We start from the raw sequence: 20,553 nt of genomic DNA on the forward strand, positions 1-20,553 counted from the left end.
AGTAGTAAACAATGAGGGGAACTTAAGTTCCCCTCATGAAAATATAAGTTATTTGTTTGAGAGAATGGTACTCTGACGAATGATAATGGAATCCCTAAAGGAGGCGCTATGAGAAAAGGAATGTGGAAGGAAACCGCAAAAAGGCTGTCATCTATTTTGCTGGCCGGTATGATTTTGACAACGACAGTGGCGCCGCCGGTTTTTGCGGTTCATACTTATTACTGGCCCGATGCCATTTCTGCGGATGCAATGGAAATAAAAAATTGGACCTGGAAGGCGGAAGGAGAGGCGGCAGCATTGGCCCCGGCGGTCGGGCTCATTCCCACCGGATTATCACAGCAGGAAACCGCATTGATGGGAGGCTATACAAGTAAGTTTTGGTTTCAGGACGAAAAGGCCAAAACAATAACAATTCCCGGTACATCAGCAGAACTCGATTTTTCAAAATTTCATCACCGTTACTTTGCCTGCGCAGACAGTCATAACACAGGTTTCTTTGCACCTGTAGGCGCACAAATCGCCTTCCAAAAGATGTATTATCCCACCAATAACCTGGGTGACTATCCGGATTTCTTGAAAAATGCCCCTATGGATATGAAAACAAAAAAGTTTGCCCTCCTTCTTGTCTCGTTGATAAGCGCTGCTTATGAGACTCCATCTATAGAGGATTTGAGGGATTCTGATCGGATGTCCATGTATTATTATCTCCTGTGGGCTTCTATTTGGAGTAACGATAAGTATGTGGATCAGGGCATGTTTACAGGAGAGTCGCCGGAGGGTGACTGGGATTTTGTCCAGTATTTTGTAAGGTCAATGTTGAACTCCAGGCTAAATCCAGATCCATATGGAAGTACGGCAATTTACGATGCGTTCCGGGATGAAGGTCCGGCGCAGAAGTATTTTTTTAACTGCTGGAAAGCAGCAAAGTTTCTGTCGTCGTTTGATTATTCTGTCGATATGGGGAGCGTACTGCCGGTTTCAGAGCCTGCACTGGGCGAGGATGGCATGTATCATATGACGTTCCAATATGGGGATCTCAGTGATTATGAGAAAGAAGTATACCGACGAATGACAGCAGAAAATCTGGCGTCGGGCTGGGCGTATTCCAATGATGGAAGTACCATTGATTTTAAGTCAGCAGATGGTGTGTCAGATGAAAATGCAATTGCCACTCTGAAACTTCAGGAAAATTCGGAAGAAGATCGTTTTTATAATTGTGGTTTCGGCGTTGGCGGCCTGGCCGGATTCCGCGGTTGTGCGAAAAGAGGTAAAGACGGCGATTTTGGCTGGGGTAATACGCAGGTTTATTTTTCCGCAGTATCTGAACCATTAGAGATTCTTGTGGGCGGTCGGGTTCCTTTAAAACCGAGCGGGGATTGGGAAATAGATGTTCACCGATATGAGCATACGGAGATCTGGGAAGCGCATTATAATATTCAACTTCGAAAATATGATTCTGAGACAGGGCAACCGCTTGCCGGTTCTAAGTGGGATATTCTTGAAGCATTCGATGATACCCAGCTTGACGATACGTCACTGGAAACCTCTGATAACTGGGCAAACAGGGGCGGGAGTCAGTTCCTGAAGTGGGATGGTTGGGATTACGGAGAAGGGAATCCGGACGGAGACGCTGCAAATGATCCGTGTTCCTGGGATATCAATGTAACAAATGAGGACGGCATTCTCATGCTGGGGGATAATGAGGAAAATGCTTCTGAAAAGAGGGCGCATACGGATACCAAGGTTTATACCTATACGAAGGGGTACTGCGGCGGTCATCCGGAACCGGAAATAGAAGAAAGTGGCGATCCGGATGTTGACGCTGAGAATGAAGCTGCTGCGAAGGAGGCATGGCAGGAAGAAGTGGACTACTGCGAGACTTTCGCAGAGCAGGGCGGCTTTTTTCATTCCCTTAATGCAGAAGAAGCAAAAGAACTGCTGGAAGCTGACCGGGATAAATTCTATAATCAGTTTATTTCCCTGAAATACGAATACTCAGCAGTAGAATTGACTCCGCGGCCGGGATATACAAATCATGGAAGCCATACAGACGATATTCCAATTGAGATCAAAACGGTTACGTCCTCAGAGTATAAGGACAGTGTGTATAATAGGGGATTAAGTTTACATAAGACAAAAGACGAACCGCAAGGGACTGAGTCATCAGATGCATTTGCGCCAGAGAAAAATAACAATTTTGTGGAAAAGGGAGCATTGGACAAAATAGCTACACCCTCTGACGCCACATCATCTGACGCCACCCCATCTAATGCTACAGCTTCCAATGCTAAGAAAAAGACCGGCCTTTTGACTAAACTAAAGGTACTATTCGAAGTGCCAAGAACTCTGATTGAGCGAAGTATAAATAATAGATCTTTACTCATTGACGATGAGGAAGTCATGGAACGCGTAAATTTTGAACCCTCCGAGGTGGAGCCGCATGTACCGGGCGATAAAGGGATTACAGACCATACATTTATTGTCTACGATCACCGGACTGAAGGTGAGATACATATCAACAAACGTGATCTTTATTTGCAGGCTGGGGAAAACAAAGATTATTATGCATATGGCGATTCAATGGGAGATGGTACCCTGGAGGGCGCGGTATACGGCCTGTTTGCCCTTAAAGATATTAATCACCCTGATGGCTGCACCGGTACCGTATACCAAAAAGATGATTTAGTTGCAGTGGCGTCGACAGATCGAAATGGTGATGCCTCCTTTATGGCTTTCACAGAAGCACCGGGGATGATTTGGAATTATAAATCTGGAAAGATTGAAAAAAGGCCGGAAGCATTCCAGGGGCCTCAGAACCTCTATCGGAACAGAGCAGATGCGGATAAGGTCAAAGATATTGAAAATTATGTTGGTTTTGATTCAAAAGGCAATTCCATACATCTGATAGATTCCATGGCAGGTGATGGATCGGAATACTGGAAATTCTCTTCCAATCAGTCCGGTATTGAAGGCTTGAAAGGAAGCCATGTTGCATACCCGGTATCCGATAATGATAAGAATAATGGAAACTGCTGGATAGGGCGGCCTTTAATTGTGGAAGAGAATGGAACCACATACTATGTAAAGGAACTGGCCAGATCAGAAGGATATGAACTCTCCGTCAATGGAAAAACAAATATTATTACAAATGGCAGAGATAATTATGAAGGGGAGTATCACGAGGCTGACGTTGCTATTGGAAAAATCACTCTCGATATGGTGGGAAATGGAAACTATTTTGATGTGACTGCTTATCAGGCGGATCATGATATTACGCTGCACGGGATTAAATTTCCGGAAGGAGCGGTGTTCGAACTATCCACCAGTGAGAAAGTGCCGGAAAAAATTACGGTGCCTGTTTACAGTACTGTATTAAAACCGGTTATGGCGGCGGCAGGTACCTTTGTCTACCGGTCGGGCCAGAAAGTGGCTGCCGATCGGGGAGATGTTGTAACCTTTCCAGAAGGGCAGAGTTACCTCGTTAATGCCGTGTCAGATCGGGAAGAGAAGACAATTGGTGTTAAACCGATGAATTATCATACTATGGGGACACCTGCGGTGACAGAACTTTTTTCAGGAGGATATCCGAAAGACTTTCAAGCGCTCTATAATATGGAACTCGACAACCTTGGATATAAAGAACCGGAAGCAGATGCTCCATGGGTGCGCGTAAAATTAAGCGGAACTACGGATACAGAATGGATCCTCTCTATTACGGAAGCTATGAAAGCGCATGGCCTGCAGTATTTTAACAGTCTGCGGATCTCTGATATGGAGCAGACTGGTGGAGAGCTCTATGCTATTATGCGTTATGAATGGAAGCTTTACGATGACAGCCGGGATGATGCTGTTTATAATCCGGAGAAAGACTGTCTTTATGTAAAAAAAGACAGTGGAAATGGATATTTTGTCTATATTCCATACGATGATCCGGCCTCCAATCCGGCAGTACTGTCCTATCGTATGAAGAATGGTTTTTTGGAGCGGGCGACAATAAAAGAGCAAAATATTAATGGACTGAATGTGTCTTACCCGTCAAAACTCCCTGAATCATTTATCGTGGTGACAGCCCGGACACCATCATACTGGATATACGCGCCAGGTGAGCAGCAGATCGATGACGCTGGAAATTTTAAATACTCCGAAGAGACTATCGTAGATTATGTGGAGCAGGAGGGATTTAAGACGGTCGAAAAGAAGACCAGGCTTACTTCTACATATGATACAGCAAAAGAAATCTATGTAGTTACTCTTCCGTTCGATGCTTTTAAAGAGACGGATACTGTCAGGCTTAAAGTATCCGATGACGGGAGTGGGAGGTATTCGATCAAGCAGGCGTACATCGACCAGAGCTTCTTTGCCTGCCAGCCCTTGCAGCGGGAGGCGGATTCCTATATTCAATATGTAACACTTACACCACCAGCCTTTGATCAGCCATGGCAGGATGGAAATACAAGAACAGAACCTGCCGATGTGATGGAACGTCCCATTATGCAGAAGATAAAGATCGTGAAAGATATCCTTGTTGAAGAAGGAGCCAGGTATGAGGACAATACATTTGCTGATTCCGGCCATGAGGATTATTTTACACAGAACGGCGGTGGGACGAAGGACAACGTATCGTTCAGACCTAATTTCCGTTTCAAGATCTACTTAAGATCCAATCTGGAGCAATTGTATCGAACGGAAGATGGAGAGATTGAATGGCTTGATCGAAATGGAAATACTGTTGATGTTGCTGCGTATCGGGAGGCATATCCGGAGAGGGTACAAAAAATCTATACGAAGGTGCTGCATCGTACGGATTTACACTCCAGAAGATCCAATAGAGACGCAATCGCCAATCAGGAGCTTTATGGTTTTACGGATGGTTTGATCAATGAAAATCAGGAGACGGGATATACTGCAATACTGGAAACAATCCTGTCTCATGAAACGGACGCCTATGGAAACGAGAAGGAGATCAGAAGACTTAATTATGAGAAGTTTTTTGATGCGGTAAGGGTTGCAAATCAGGATAAGTGGGACAAAGCAAAACAGGAGCGTACTTCTTTTAAGCCCTTCGCATTCATCAGACGCCTTCTGTTTGGAACTGCCGGTTCAGAGTGTATTTATCCGGCAGAACATAACAATACGGAAATCCCAAATAAAGCCAATACTTCTGAAATTGCAAAAGAAAACAGTGACAGATCTGATTCAGTTAGGCAGTTTGCTATTCAATGGTATCTGGACAGAGAAGTAGAAAAACTGGTGAGAGAAAACTACACAGGTGAAACGGAAAGTGCAGCCGGCCATGAAGGCTATCAGGATGAGATATATGATACTGCTCTGAAAGCGGCTGTAATTAAGGCCGAAAATTATTTAAAACCATTCTTTCATTATGACTTGGATGAGATTTATGCTATTAAGTGGGACAGTGAATCAGATGGAGGCAGGGATATAGATAAAACAACCCTGAGTGCGGATAAGGAGGATGCCGCTTTCGGATACTGTTATGGCATATCGGAATACCTTCCTTACGGAACCTATGTAACAGTGGAACAGCAGCCCATGGATAAGGAACTGGGAGATTTCCTCAACAAACATTATGCAATTGATGCGCCAAAGGAAATTGAGTTACCGGCTGTCTATGAAGAAGAAAAAACAGGGGCTGGCATAACTCCCGAAAGACTGAGTCGTTACTATAATTACAACGCGAATCTGTCTGCGGCAGACCTGACAGCGAAATATTTTATCCGTTTTAATGAGGAGTGGCCGGGAGAAATTGATGAAAACGTAAAGGATTATGTAATCAAGGCCCATGGATATCTGGGGGATTATGAGATTTATAAGTATGGACTCGCTCTCAGTAAAATAGCAGGAACTGCATTGGGAGATCCTTACAAAATACCGCACTTTGAGATTACTCAGAGTGAATATGATCCGATGAAAGATTACTATCATACAATTGTTTTTCCGGAAGAAAACGGAGGAAATCCGAACAGCCACTACCTGGCTGATGATGTTAATCATGGGGTAACTGCACCTAATGGAACGGAATATGAACGTGATGGCATAGAACGGATTTACCGTTATGGTTCTGTTTCAGAAAATAAATTGCCTGCATCTGCTATGGAAGGTATGCAGACGGCCTATGATGGTAAATATGCCTCCATGCTGGTGCCATGGAGCATAACAGAACCTGTAAGTGAAGAGCATGATTCCATACAGAACCCGGATGGTTCAGCCTCCGGTTTGGGATATGGATACCGGAAATTTCGAAATACCTTTTACAGAAGCCGCCTGCGCATAGAAAAACTGGATTCGGAGACCGGGGAAAATATTCTCCATGACGGGGCAGTTTTTACAGTGTATGCGGCAGAACGTGAAGATGGAGAGAATAAAGATGGTCGGGTAAAGTTTTATAAGACGGATACCCTGATAAAGGGGTCCAGAGAATTCTTAGAGGCGATGGGGGCGAAAGAGATTACAAAGGCGGCCAGAGCGCTTCCGGGAATCGGCGGCCTGTGGACTGGAATTGTGGAGGCGGGAACCCCTGTATGCAGAGAGTCGGAGCAGATTACCATGGCGAATGCAAAAGGGCGCAGAACAGGGGGATTTGAAGCGTATACGACGACACGGGAGGGGCTTCAGGCAGAAGAAGAAAACCCGTCAGAAAAATCCTGGCAGGATCAGAATACAGGCTATCTGATCACTCCGCAGCCGTTGGGCGCGGGGACCTACGTTTTGTGTGAAATGAGGCCGCCGTCCGGCTATGTCAGAACGAAGCCGGTCGCCATAGAAATTTATTCCGATAAGATTTCCTACTATCTTAATGGAAACCAGGACGGCCGGGTTGCCGCGGCAGTCTATGAGGATGGTACCGTACAGAGGCCGGAGGGGGCAAAAGATACTGCGCGGGTTTATGTGGGAAATACACCGATACGGCTTGAGATATCCAAGTTAAAGGACCGGGACAGGACTGTTACTTACCGTACCCGAACACGAGTTGAGGGAAGTGAAACGGAGCTGAAGGCCAAGTATGGCCAGGAGAATCTGGAGTTTGCTTATAAAGAGGGGAGCTATTTGAACTATGCCTGGTATAAGGGAACCGCAGAATACTTAGAGAGCCGTAAACTGGCAGGAGACGCGGTAGAACCAGTCTGTATAGACGGCATATTTGCTGGTTACGGCCTGATAACACGCCCATTGGACACTGCAGATGATACAAACCGTTACGTTTCGGGGGCGAAGATGGCCTTGTATGATGCGGTCGAGGTCAAATCAAATGGAGACAACGGTGATTACGGCTACGACGGCGTAGAGGTGTTGCGGGACCGCAATAACAATGTGCAGAGTATAAAGCTTTTGGAAGGATATGCAGGAAACACCGTGGAGTTTGTCAATTTAGATGATATTGAAGGTAGCCTCAGTGGAAGTACCGGCCACGGTACCTGGACTTACCGAATGGTTGAGCGGAAGGATACGGATATTCTCTACTATTCATTGGGCGGTCTAAGGGTTACAGAACAGGGAAGAGACGGAAAGGTGTATGGCTATGACCGTGATGGAAACCGTATTCAGGTGCGTAATCAGAAATCTGTTTATGCTATAAAAAATGGCCATCCTGTCTTTGAACTCACCGGTGGTGATTTGGAACAAGCGGTCTATTCGGCCCTGGATAAATGTTTTAAACTGCAGGAAGGGACTGAACTTTACCATGTGGATTCAGATGGAAACAGAGATGCAAAGATCGACCCTGCAACAGGAATGGCCTACACTACGGAGGTGGGGACGGACCGGAGGGGAAAGAAGTATGAACGGATTCTGGTCTGGCCTGTTAACGTATCCAAGACGGTGAATGGCGCTGTTATCGCACAGGAAAAAATAAAGACATACCGGATTGCATCGATTCACGCAGATACAGAGGCGGAGTATACGATTGGAACTTACGATGGAACCATGCTTAAAAAGTCTGTAAATCCGGTAGTTGGAAGCCATGGCCTTCCGGAATATTATCAGAGATCAGACCAGGTATATAAAAAAGGAGAGCCTGTATATGATATTGACCACGATTATGTGAGGTATCGGTACTATGATCTTTTGCCTGCGTTTAACCGGAATGCTTACCGGATTAATAACCAATGGGATTTACGAAATGTAGGCCAAAAGGAAGATCCGGCAGATGATAAGAAATTGTTTCATCGTCAGGGGGAAGCGTGGATTATGGAAAACGCGTGGATATCAGGAGATGAATATCCCAACGATCCGTTTAATATCAATCCTACAACAGGGCGGGCAGACATGCTGAAACGCGTGATTCCGGGAACTTATATTATGGAGGAGGTGGAGCCCCCGGCTGGGTATGTAAAGGGATTTCCTGTTGGTATCACAGTAAAAGAAACAAAACAGGTGCAGAATGCGGAGCTGGAAGATGAAAAAATAAAGATTGAGATCGTGAAAACGGATGCTGCGGATCAGTACCGCATAGATGTAATCAGCGATTATCAGGGGATATTGAAAACAACGGAACCAAAGGGCGCTTACAGCTATGGTCAGATTTCAGGGGCCCATCTGGCTCTTTATAAGGCCCGGAGGAAGTATACGACAGATACTGTCACTTATCCCTCTGGCTATTACCTGGAGAAAACAGAAAATACACCTGCAAAGTGGACTGTAGAAAACTCGGAAGATAATTCACCAGTCATAGTGACAGCAGACTGGATTACAGATGGAAAGCCAAAATATTTTGAAGGGATTCCGGCAGGTGACTATATTCTGGAAGAAATAGAAGCTGCCAGCGGTTATATCCGTCATTCCATGGAGTTGGAGGTCAAGAAAACAGGAGAAGTTCAGACATTCCATATGAAAGACGACCATACCAAGCTTGAAGTTTTTAAATACTGCATGGATGGGAATGGAAATATGATACCGCTGCCAATGGAATATTCCGCAGGTCTGGCACTCTACAGAGCCGAGACGGATGAAGATGGAAATATTAAGATGAATGGAGGAGAGCCGCAATATGTAAAAGACCAGCTAATAGATGAATGGATGACGGACGATCTCAAAGCTTATACAGAAGACTATGAGATAAGTCCTAAATGGATGGACCGCATGAAGGCCTTTTTCGGAATTGCAGTGAATCAATCCAGTTTTATACTGGATTTTGAAAATACATACCGGAAGTTGGGAGATAATTTTGTATGGCTGACATGGCATACAAAATCAGGTGAAAAATCCGCAGAGAGAATTTCTTCCATAAAGATGGACGTCACAGACAGCGCGGTACAGTTGTGGAGAACGGATGACGGTAAGATGATCAGAATCACCATATATCGAAACGTCCATAACGGCTCTCTGGATGAGGACGGACAGCTTCCCCTGAATTTCGAATATCAGTTCAACTACCGGGAGCTGGCGGCAGGGCTGAAGAGCTACGATACACTGGAAGGGGTTCACAGAATCGATTATCTGCCGTTTACGGATATAAAAGACGGCCGAAAAGTGGGTAATTACGTTCTGGTTGAGGCTGAGGTCCCAGAAGGCTTTGAACGTACAAAGCCCAAGGCTGTTGTACTGGAGGAGAATGGGAGTGTACAGCGCTTCAGCCTGGAGAATGTGGAGAAGTATGTATCCATATTGAAAGTGATTTCTGACGGAACCAATGAATATTCCGTGGAAGGGGTAAAGATGGCCCTCTATCGGCCGGGAACAGAGGGAAGCTTTATTCATGATGAGAGAAATCTGATAGAGCGTTGGATTTCGGGTTTCGATGGAAGATTTACAGAAGATGAGTGGTTTCTGGGAAATATTCCGGAAGGCTTTCGTGTCGGAGATATAAGACCCCATCGAATCAGTAAGATACCAGATGGTACTTACTATATTGTTGAGGAGGAGGTTCCGCCATATATGGCAAAACGGGAACCGGTAAAAATTGAGATTGGCGGTGACACGGCTACGATAATCCGTGTGGTGAATCAACCGGCTCAGGGACGCCTGGAACTGCTTAAGAAGGCGGCTGATACGGGAGAACTTCTGGAAAATGCCAGATTCCTGATCACGAACAGAGACACAAAGGAGGAATGGTATATTACGACCGGTCATAATGGACGTGCAGAGCTTAAAAATCTGGCAGTAGGCGAAGTTCGGGCAGATGGAACAATAAATCCTTATACTTATACAATCGAGGAGGTCTCGCCGCCTGATTATTATCAGATCTCGGGGGGAAAGAAGTTTTTTACCTTTGATGGAACGGCTGACAGTCAGGTTGTTACGTATACCCATGCGGTGGAAAACTATCCCACACAAATACACTTCAAAAAGACCAATTTTGATACCGGCATGGCGCTGGAAGGTGCCAAAATTGCTGTTTATCATGCAGTAGCTATAGACGGAGAATACGTAAAAAATGGAGAAGCCATAGAAATTAACAGATCCGGGCCGGAGGGATTTACAATTAAAAAGAAGTTATCAGCCGGTCATGTCTATATTATGGAAGAACTGGAAGCACCGGCCGGCAGCCATTTGTCGCCTCCGGTTATCTTTACCGTGAATCAGGCTGGAACCGGCATCAGTAATATAAGAAATAATTTCAGTGTACTGGAATGTTCCTCTGCCGGCGGAACCATTGAGTCACTCACTGTTTTTTGCAGGACCGCAGATAAGACCTTTACAGTTTTGAAGGACCGGGATACCGGGGAGGTACTGCCTGATATCATCAGCAGTACTGATATTTTACTTACGGCTGATGATGGAATAGAGGAAGGCCATTTGTACGAAATAACCGAATATACCCGCTATTCAGATGGTAATACGGAGATGAGTAAAAAAGAGACGAGGAGAATCTGGTTTGATGAGAATGGGACATTTCTTTTGCCATCCAGGACATATCTTGGAACCAGGCTTCAATTGGCAAACCAGGCTCAGGACGAGCTTGATACATGGACAGTGGAGAATGGAAGTTTTGAGCATGTAATAGAAAATCCTGTTACAAAGGAACGTGTCATCGCAGAGGTCACGGGAACTGTGGGTAACGGCCAGATGCCGGTCATAAACGGCGATGTAATAAAGTACGTTATCACATACGAAAACTCTGGTCTTGAAAAAGCGGATCTGATTGTCAGTGCTAAACTGGAAAAAGGCCTTGAGTTTATGAGATCCTCCGGGAACCCTGTAAAAACTGAAGGTATACTGACATGGCAGATTCATGATGCGGAACCGCACACTGTTGGGCACCTGGAGTTGGCTGCACTGGTAAGCGGTCAGATGGGAGCGTCAGCAAGAGCAGTATTTACTGTCAGTTCTCCAATGAATCTCATGGAAACCATATTGGAAAATCCTATCGCGCCGAAAGGAAGTCTAACGATCAGAAATCACATCTCCGGGACGGGAGGGAATCCACAGGATACCTTTACGTATCAGATGCGTTTCCTTGATTTGTCAGGTAAGCTGCTGTCCGGTTATCAGAATTATACCGGAACAAAAGAAGGCAGGATAAAGGGAGTGGGACAAATTACCCTGAAGGGGGACGATTATGTTATTTTTCCCGGCCTTCCCTATGGGACTGAATATGAAATTATTCAGGAAGTGAACAGAGATTATGAAACAGTAACCAAAGAGTTCGTCGGAGCGATATCAAAGGAGGCACAAGGGGCGGTCTTTGAAAATAACAGAAACGATGAGACGGTCAGGGAAGTGCTGACTGCAGGAGGCAATTATTGTTTGACTGAAACAACGGGATACACGGACGGTATGGAGCAGACTACAGGGATATACCGGTTCACACTAAACGAATCCGGAAGAATTGATAATGTGGATATGGAAGACCGGCCTGTAAAATTATACTTTTCCAAAATTGATATTGCTTCCGGCGATGAAATTCCCGGAGGTATCTATACAGTGATGGATGCAGAAACAAAAAATGAGATTTACAGATTTATGAAAGTGGAGCCTGTACCGGTTCTTATTCCGGCAGATATACTGATACCAGGAAAAGAGTATATTCTTCGCGAGGATACGCCGCCTGACGGTTATTCACGGGAGGAAGATATACGATTTACGGTCAATGAGGCGGGGGTTCCGGAAACAATAACCATGCAGGATAGAAAGACCAGGCTATATTTGGAGAAGCTGGATGCCGACACTGGGGAATCCGTTACAGGCGGCTATTACTGCGTCAGAGATATAGAGAGCGGCGAAACAGTCTTCTGTTATACTGCCTCCGGTAAGCCGGTTCTGGCAGAGGGAATTCTGGCAGCCGGCAGGACGTATGAGCTGGCAGAAGAAAAGCCGCCGGCGGGTTATGGATACTGCGAAAGCATTGTTTTCACCGTTCCATTGGAACCTGAGACGATTACCGTACGTATGAAAGATAAAAAAACAGAAATTATCGTGAAGAAGCTCACTCTGCCGTCCCCGGCAAATGCAAGCCCGTCGGATGCGGAACGCCAAAAGACAGGATTTATACTACAGATCCTGAATAAAGACAAAAGTCCTGCTAAAGCGGTGAGAGACTTCTCCGGATTTAAAGCAGGTGAAGAGCTGGTCTTTACTACAGAGCAGGAATTTAAGACCATCAGCGGTCAGCTGGCAGCAGGCGGTGAATACTGGCTGCATGAAGTAAAACCACGCGATGGTTATGCACTTGCGGAAGACGTGCCGTTTACGGTAGGCAGAGATGGAAGTCATGATATTGTGATTATGGTTGATAAGCCTACCCATGTGGTACTGTCGAAAAAAGAACTTACCGGGAGCCGGGAACTGCCGGGTAACCATATGGCTGTTCTTGATGAAGACGGCAAGGTTTTGGAACGTTGGATTTCCGGTGAAAGACCTCATGAAATTACAGCAAAATTAATAGCCGGGAAAACGTATTATCTGTGCGAGGAAACTCCGGAAGCTGGCTATTCTTATGCGGAGAAAGTTCCTTTTACCGTGAGTGAGGACGGAAGCACCGATCTGGTAGAAATGAAAAATGATGTGACCAGAGTACGGATCAATAAGAAGGATGGGTCAGGAAATACCGTAAAAGGAGCTGTACTGCAGGTTCTTACGTTCGAAAAAGATAAGATCATATTCGAATTCGAAACTACCGGAGAACCCGTGGAGGTTACCGGAAAACTGACGGCTGGAGAGACATATTATCTTCACGAAAAGAAGACGCCCCCTGGTTATCATCCGGCAGCCGATATTTCATTTACAGTTCCACGAAAGAATCAGCAGATAGAGGTTACGATGATAGACTTGAAGCGGCATAATTCTGAAACCAATACCATGTATCTGATGAAGACGGATGCAGAGACAGGAAAAGGGCTCGAAGGCTTTGAATTTACAGTTACGGGACCTGGTGGAAACATCTTTACCGTTGTTACCAACAAGGAGGGGAAAGCTGAATTCTCTATGCCGCCGGATGGGATCTATACATTCCGGGAGACAAAAAGGCAGGCCGGATATCTTATATCCGAGGAAAACTATACCTTTACAATCTTGAATGGAAGAGTTACCGGAGATAGTATGATTCTGGTGGCGGATCAGCCTCTTCCGCCGGAAGAACCTGATGATACCAGACGGGTTGGAAGAATAACAGCCAGTTATAAATCGGGATTCAGAGGCATGATCTGTGCGGTGGAGGTAACCAGCCCTCCGATTGGTGAACGGACTGGAGATGAGTATCCGCTTGGTGCTGTACTGGCAGCCATGCTCTTATGTCTGGCGGGAGTTGTATACAGATTAAGACGGCCAGACTCTCGGAAGCATGACAGAGAAGGCAGCAGATGAACAGAGTAAAACGTTTTGTAACAACAATTCTGCTCCTGACAGGTTTTGGGCTGTCTGCCTTCTGCTTGACTATCAGGCTTTCAATCTATGAGACTGGACGGGAGGAATACAGGCAGCTGCAGGAGCAGTTTGAATTGGCAGCAGGCAGTACAACCGATGATGCGGCAGCGCCGAAAGTGAATATGAAGAAGGAGGAGAAATGGACGCGCATGATGACTTCCCGGAATCCGGATTATGTATTTTGGATTTGGATTCCGGGGACGAACATCAACTATCCGACAGTAAAAAATACAATCCCGGGTTATTACTTAAACCACACATTCAGTGGAGAAGAAAATCCCTGTGGCACCATATTTTGTCTGGAGCAAGGCGAGAACCAGATTATCTATGGCCATAACATGAAGGATGGAAGTATGTTTGCAGATTTGAAACAGTATCGGAGCGAAGCTTACTTTCAGAACCATAGGAGCATATGGATATACCGACAGGAGGAATGGCTGCAGTATATGATATTTTCCTGCTATACTGCCCGGGAAGAGGAGACGGGGATATACCAGAGTCATTTTATCAGTGAGGAGGAGAAAAAGACATATTTAAAAAGTGTGAAAGGTAAATCCCTCTATACAACGGGCAGCCAGCCTGAAATAACAGATTCTCTTATTACACTGTCCACATGCCTGGGAAAAGGGAAACGAATGATTGTACACGCAGTTCTGTTGTGTTATACTGAATGACAAAATCACAATTGTAAAACAGGAGGAGAAGGGATGGAAGCGCTTAAGATAGGAATACTGGGAACCGGAGTGATTGCTGCAACTCTGGCAGATACGATGAACCAGATGCCTGGAGTGGAACTTTACGGTGCGGCGTCGAGAAGTTCGGAGAAAGCGAAGGATTTTGGAGAGCGGTTCGGCGTTAAACACACATACGGTTCTTACGAGGAACTTGCTGCAGATCCGGAAATAGAATTGGTGTATATAGCAACCCCTCATTCAGAGCATTATAAGAATGCGATTCTTTGTCTGGAACATGGAAAACATGTTCTGTGTGAAAAGGCTTTTGCGGTGAACGCAGCACAGGCAAAGGAAATGATTGCTCTGGCGGAAGAAAAGAAACTGCTTATTACTGAGGCGATGTGGGTCCGTTACATGCCAATGGCAAAGACCTTAAGAGATGTGCTTGATTCAGGCGTGATAGGAGAGCCAATGACACTGACGGCCAGTCTGTGTTACTTGATTGATAAGATTCAGAGACTGGTAGATCCAAATCTGGCGGGGGGAGCGCTTCTTGACGTTGGTGTTTATACCATCGCATTTGCATCCTTAGTATTTGGTGATGAGATTACTTCCATCAATTCCTCTGTCATCAAGACTGAGTCCGGGGTAGATTCCCAGAACAGTATGACTTTCTGCTATTCAGGCGGGAAGATGGCGGTATTAAACAGCTCGATCCATGTCCTTTCAGACAGAAGAGGGATTATCTATGGTACAAAAGGATACATAGAAGTTGAAAATATAAATAATTTCGAATCCATTAAGGTATTCGATGAAAAGCGCAGGTTGAAGGAAAATTATATTAGGCCGGAGCAGATATCGGGATATGAGTATCAGATAGAAGCCAGCCGAAAGGCAATCCGGGAGCAGCGTCTGGAATGTCCTGAGATGCCCCACCATGTCACCATTCGTATGATGGAGACCATGGATGCTTTGAGAGAACAGTGGGGAATCCGGTATCCGTTTGAGTAATGGGTAAGTTAGCCAAGAGTGTATTTTTGTGGTATACTATGGCATGGGAACATCTAAAACAAGTAGCATAAAACCACTTATCTTTAGGGCAGTTCACAGAGGCAGAAGGTATGTTTACAAGAAAAGATTTAATGAAATTACTGGCTCCGCTGATCGTGGAGCAGATATTGGCCGTACTGGTCGGAATGGTCGATGTCATGATGGTGGCTGCGGTCGGTGAGGCAGCGGTATCGGGGGTATCCCTGGTAGATTCCATCAGTGTTCTGATTATTCAGATTCTGGCGGCGCTTGCCACTGGGGGAGCTGTGGTATCGGCTCAGTATCTGGGAAAAAAACAATCGGAAAATGCCTGCCGGGCGGCGGGACAGTTGGTTGGAGTTACAACAATACTGTCTCTGATCGTGACAATGGCGGCTTTAATTGGAAATCGCCATCTCCTGGGGATTGTGTTTGGAAAAGTGGAAACAGCGGTTATGAATGACGCGGTGATTTACTTTGGAATTACGGCTCTTTCTTATCCCTTTATTGCCGTCTATAATTCCTGCGCAGCGTTGTTCCGTTCGATGGGGAATTCCAGGATATCTATGGTAATATCCATTGTCATGAATACAATCAATGTGGCAGGAAATGCGGTCTGTATCTTCGGACTTCATATGGGTGTCGCAGGTGTGGCATATCCAACGCTGGCAGGCAGAATGGTGGCGGCTGTGCTGATGGTGTATCTCATTCAGAAGCCGGATAATATAATCAGGATTAACCGGCTGAGTGAACTGCGGCCAAATTTTCATATGATCAGGAATATATTATCGATCGGTATTCCAAACGGTCTTGAGAGCGGAATGTTTCAGTTCGGAAAGATCGCTCTTCAGAGTCTCGTTTCGTCACTGGGGACTGCTGCCATTGCCAGCTACGCGGTAGCGTCAAATCTGGTTACCCTCTTATATTTGCCTGGAAATGCAATTGGTCTGGGGCTGATCACGATTGTGGGCCAGTGCGTAGGTGCCGGTGAGACGGGGCAGGCTAAGCAGTATACACGTCAGCTGACTGGTATCAATTATGCCATACTCATTGTTTTGTGTACTGTGATGATTGTGTTTGGCGGTCCGCTGGTGGGAATTTACCGGCTGTCGACTGAGGCATCTGCGATATCGAGGCAGATGATTACAGCTCACAGTATCGCCATGGTCGCCTGGCCCCTTGCGTTTACCATACCGTATACACTCAGGGCCTCTCTCGATGCAAAATTTACGATGGCCGTTTCAGTATTTTCCATGTGGGTGTTCCGTATTGCGTTTGCGTATCTCTTCGTGCGGATATTCCATTTGGGTGTAATGGGGGTGTGGTATGGAATGTTTATTGACTGGATATTCCGGGCCGCAGTCTTTTCACTCCGGTTCCACGGACTCGAAAAGCGGGCGGTATCTGTCTCCTGAGATAGAAATCGTATGATCAAAATATGTGAAAAATAGATGATGTAAAGTAAGTAGCCAATAAATAAGTAACCAATAAAACAGGATTGGAATCAAAACACAGGACATTTAAGAAATACATGTCATGCGTTCTGATTCCAATCCTATTTTTTATAAAAATAATTCAAACCATCCAGCAGTCTACGGCTCATTCATTTTTCCATCGGAGTCCACGTAATAACTGTCGATTACCTGATTGACGGCCATGAGTCCCAAGGTTCCGTCGGATTCTGGATTAAAGTAGTACCACTCCCCGCCGATCTTATTCCAGCCGGTGACCAGGATACCGGAGGGGTTAGTGTAAAACCAGCCTTTATAGTCAGGATCATAGATCCAGCCTGTCATCATGGCCCCCTCATGATTCCCTTTCTCTGGATTGAAGCGATACCAGTGGTTATTTATATAATTCCAACCGGTAACCAGATAGCCATCGACACCAAAATAGTAGGAGTATCCTTGATATTCGGCCCAGGTGGAAGTAAAATAGTCAGGGTTCCCTTTATTGGCAAACCACCATCCATGATCGTCTTTTTCCCAGGTCCCGTTTAAAAAACGAGATTCGTCGGGGGTATGAGCAAAGCTTGTGATTGCTCCGGGCCCCACGCTAAAGAACAGAGAGCAGACCGCAAGCACGGCAATACTTTTGATCTTTATACTTTTGGTCCTTATACTTTTGATTTTTATATTTTTAATCTTTATATAATGAGAATATAATTTCATTCTTTTCCTCTCCTTTTCTGTAAGACAACAGGTTTTTCATTAACTGTTAAGTAAATTATAAAGGATAGGAATTCAAAAGACAACAAGGCGGAAAAAAACGTAAGATTAATGTAAGAGCAGATATAAGAGTAAATATAAGAGTAAATATAAGAGCAGATAAATGCAATCATATAAAAAAAATCTTGACATCACATAAAACATTTGTTATAGTACATATAGAACAATTAAAACAAATGCTTTGTATCTCCGGATAGGATGAGAAGGAGGATAAAATGAACATTAATAAATTTACACAGAAGTCACTTGAGGCGGTGCAGAAATGCGAAAAGCTGGCCTATGAATACGGGAACCAGCAGATTGAGCAGGAACATTTGCTGTACAGCCTTTTAACCGTGGAAGACAGCCTGATTTTAAAGCTCATCACAAAGATGAACGTTCAGAAGGAACAATTTTTAAATGAGGCTGCCCAGGCTATAGAAAAGCTGCCGAAGGTGAGCGGAGGCCAGCTCTATATCAGCAATGATTTAAATAAGGTATTGATCAGCGCAGAGGATGAGGCGAAAGCCATGGGAGACGAGTATGTTTCCGTGGAACATCTGTTTCTCGCCATGCTGAAGCAGCCTTCCAGAATGGTAAAGGAGCTGTTCCGGTCCTATGGAATTACGCGAGAGAATTTCCTTCAGGCATTGTCAACAGTCCGCGGTAATCAGCGGGTTGTGAGTGACAACCCGGAGGCGACGTACGATACACTGGAGAAGTATGGTTATGATATGGTGGAGCGTGCGAGAGACCAGAAACTGGACCCGGTTATCGGCCGCGACAGCGAGATTCGTAACGTAGTAAGAATTCTTTCCAGAAAGACGAAGAATAATCCGGTTTTAATCGGGGAACCCGGTGTTGGTAAAACCGCAGTTGTCGAAGGTCTGGCACAGCGTATTGTGCGCGGTGATGTGCCGGAGGGCTTAAAAGATAAAAAGCTGTTTGCCCTGGATATGGGCGCTCTCCTGGCGGGGGCCAAGTACCGCGGAGAATTTGAGGAAAGGCTGAAAGCCGTTCTGGACGAGGTGAAGAAGAGCGACGGACAGATCATTCTGTTTATTGATGAGCTTCACACGATTGTAGGCGCAGGCAAGACAGAAGGATCCATGGATGCCGGCAATATGTTAAAACCGATGCTGGCCAGGGGCGAGCTTCATTGTATTGGCGCTACGACGCTGGATGAATACCGCCAGTACATCGAAAAGGATCAGGCGCTGGAGCGCCGTTTCCAGCCGGTTATGGTGGCGGAACCGACAGTGGAGGACACCATTTCAATCCTTCGTGGATTGAAGGAGCGGTACGAGGTTTACCACGGCGTAAAGATTACAGACTCGGCTCTGGTATCGGCGGCTACCCTTTCGGACCGCTATATCAGCGACAGGTTCCTTCCGGATAAGGCAATCGATCTGGTCGATGAGGCCTGTGCGATGATTAAGACAGAACTTGATTCCATGCCTGCAGAACTGGATGAACTGTCCAGAAAGATTATGCAGATGGAGATTGAGGAAGCGGCTCTTAAGAAAGAGACCGATCATCTGAGTAAGGACCGGCTGTCAGAGCTTCAGAAAGAACTGGCGGAGCTGCACGATGAATTTGCTGTTTCCAAGGCCCAGTGGGAGAATGAGAAATCTTCAGTAGAACACTTATCGACCCTGCGCGAGGAGATAGAGAATTTAAACCGGGAGATTCAGGATGCCAAACAGAAATACGATTTAAACCGTGCGGCTGAACTGCAGTACGGAAGGCTGCCTCAGCTTCAGAAGGAGCTGGAGGAAGAGGAGACCCGTGTCATGAGCCAGGATTTAAGCCTGGTGCATGAAAATGTGACGGAGGACGAGATTGCAAAGATCGTCTCCAAATGGACCGGCATACCGGTTGCAAAGCTGACGGAGAGCGAGAGGAATAAGACGCTTCATCTCGATGAAGAGCTTCATAGGAGAGTGATTGGTCAGAACGAAGCGGTTGAGAAAGTAACCGAGGCCATTATCCGTTCCAAGGCGGGAATCAAGGATCCTACAAAGCCTATTGGTTCCTTCCTGTTTTTAGGACCTACCGGTGTGGGTAAGACGGAGCTTGCGAAAGCGTTGGCGGAGAGATTGTTTGATGATGAGAATAACATCGTCAGGATCGACATGAGTGAATACATGGAGAAACACTCCGTATCCCGTCTGATTGGGGCGCCGCCAGGATATGTAGGGTATGACGAAGGCGGCCAGCTGACAGAGGCCGTCCGCAGAAAACCGTATTCTGTTGTACTGTTTGATGAGGTGGAAAAGGCGCACCCGGATGTATTCAACGTCCTCTTGCAAGTGTTGGATGATGGACGTATTACCGATTCAACTGGTAAAACCGTAGACTTTAAAAATACAATTATTATCATGACCTCCAACATCGGTTCCCAGTACCTTTTAGACGGCATCGATGAGAGGGGCAGTATTACGCCGGAGGCCGAGGCCATGGTTATGAATGATTTAAGAGGCCATTTCCGTCCGGAATTTTTAAACAGGCTGGATGAGATTATTCTGTTTAAGCCTCTTACCAAGGACAATATTGCCGGGATCATCGATCTCATGATCCAGGATTTAAACAGACGGATCGGGGATAAGGAATTGAAGATTGAACTGACCGATGCTGCGAAGAAGTTTGTGGTGGATCGGGGCTACGATCCGATTTACGGAGCACGTCCGCTGAAACGGTATCTCCAGAAGCATGTGGAGACGCTGGCCGCCAAGATCATCCTCGGAGACGAGGTGAGAGCCGGCAATACAATTGTGATCGATGTAGCAGAAAACGGAAACCAGCTGATTGCATATCCCGAATAA

Annotated in this window: 6 protein-coding genes; 5 read left to right on the forward strand and 1 reads right to left on the reverse strand. The window is 45.7% G+C overall.

Annotation, left to right across the window (positions count from 1 at the left end):
• Positions 1-108: 108 nt before the first annotated feature.
• From H8S75_RS18710 to H8S75_RS18725, 4 genes are all read left to right on the forward strand, one after another.
• Positions 109-13,758: a SpaA isopeptide-forming pilin-related protein gene (locus H8S75_RS18710; protein ID WP_187022937.1), complete on the forward strand. Its 13,650-nt coding sequence runs from the start codon at positions 109-111 to the stop codon at positions 13,756-13,758.
• Positions 13,755-14,492, forward strand: a complete 738-nt coding sequence (locus tag H8S75_RS18715; RefSeq protein ID WP_187022938.1) for a class B sortase — start codon at positions 13,755-13,757, stop codon at positions 14,490-14,492. Before H8S75_RS18710 ends, H8S75_RS18715 begins: the two co-directional genes overlap by 4 nt.
• 33 nt (positions 14,493-14,525) lie before the next feature.
• Positions 14,526-15,503 (forward strand): Gfo/Idh/MocA family protein, encoded by a 978-nt coding sequence (locus H8S75_RS18720; RefSeq protein ID WP_187022939.1) that lies wholly within the window; start codon positions 14,526-14,528, stop codon positions 15,501-15,503.
• Positions 15,504-15,613: 110 nt separating this feature from the next.
• Positions 15,614-16,936 (forward strand): MATE family efflux transporter, encoded by a 1,323-nt coding sequence (locus H8S75_RS18725; protein ID WP_187022940.1) that lies wholly within the window; start codon positions 15,614-15,616, stop codon positions 16,934-16,936.
• Between the two features lie 177 nt (positions 16,937-17,113).
• Here H8S75_RS18725 and H8S75_RS18730 read toward each other — a convergent pair whose 3' ends face one another.
• Positions 17,114-17,692, reverse strand: coding sequence for a glucan-binding protein (locus tag H8S75_RS18730; protein WP_187022941.1), 579 nt, complete (start codon positions 17,690-17,692; stop codon positions 17,114-17,116).
• Positions 17,693-17,964: 272 nt separating this feature from the next.
• Here H8S75_RS18730 and clpB point away from each other — a divergent pair, with 272 nt between their 5' ends.
• Positions 17,965-20,553, forward strand: coding sequence for an ATP-dependent chaperone ClpB (gene clpB, locus H8S75_RS18735; RefSeq protein ID WP_187022942.1), 2,589 nt, complete (start codon positions 17,965-17,967; stop codon positions 20,551-20,553).

Source organism: Hungatella hominis (assembly GCF_014288005.1).
Taxonomy (GTDB): domain Bacteria; phylum Bacillota; class Clostridia; order Lachnospirales; family Lachnospiraceae; genus Hungatella; species Hungatella effluvii.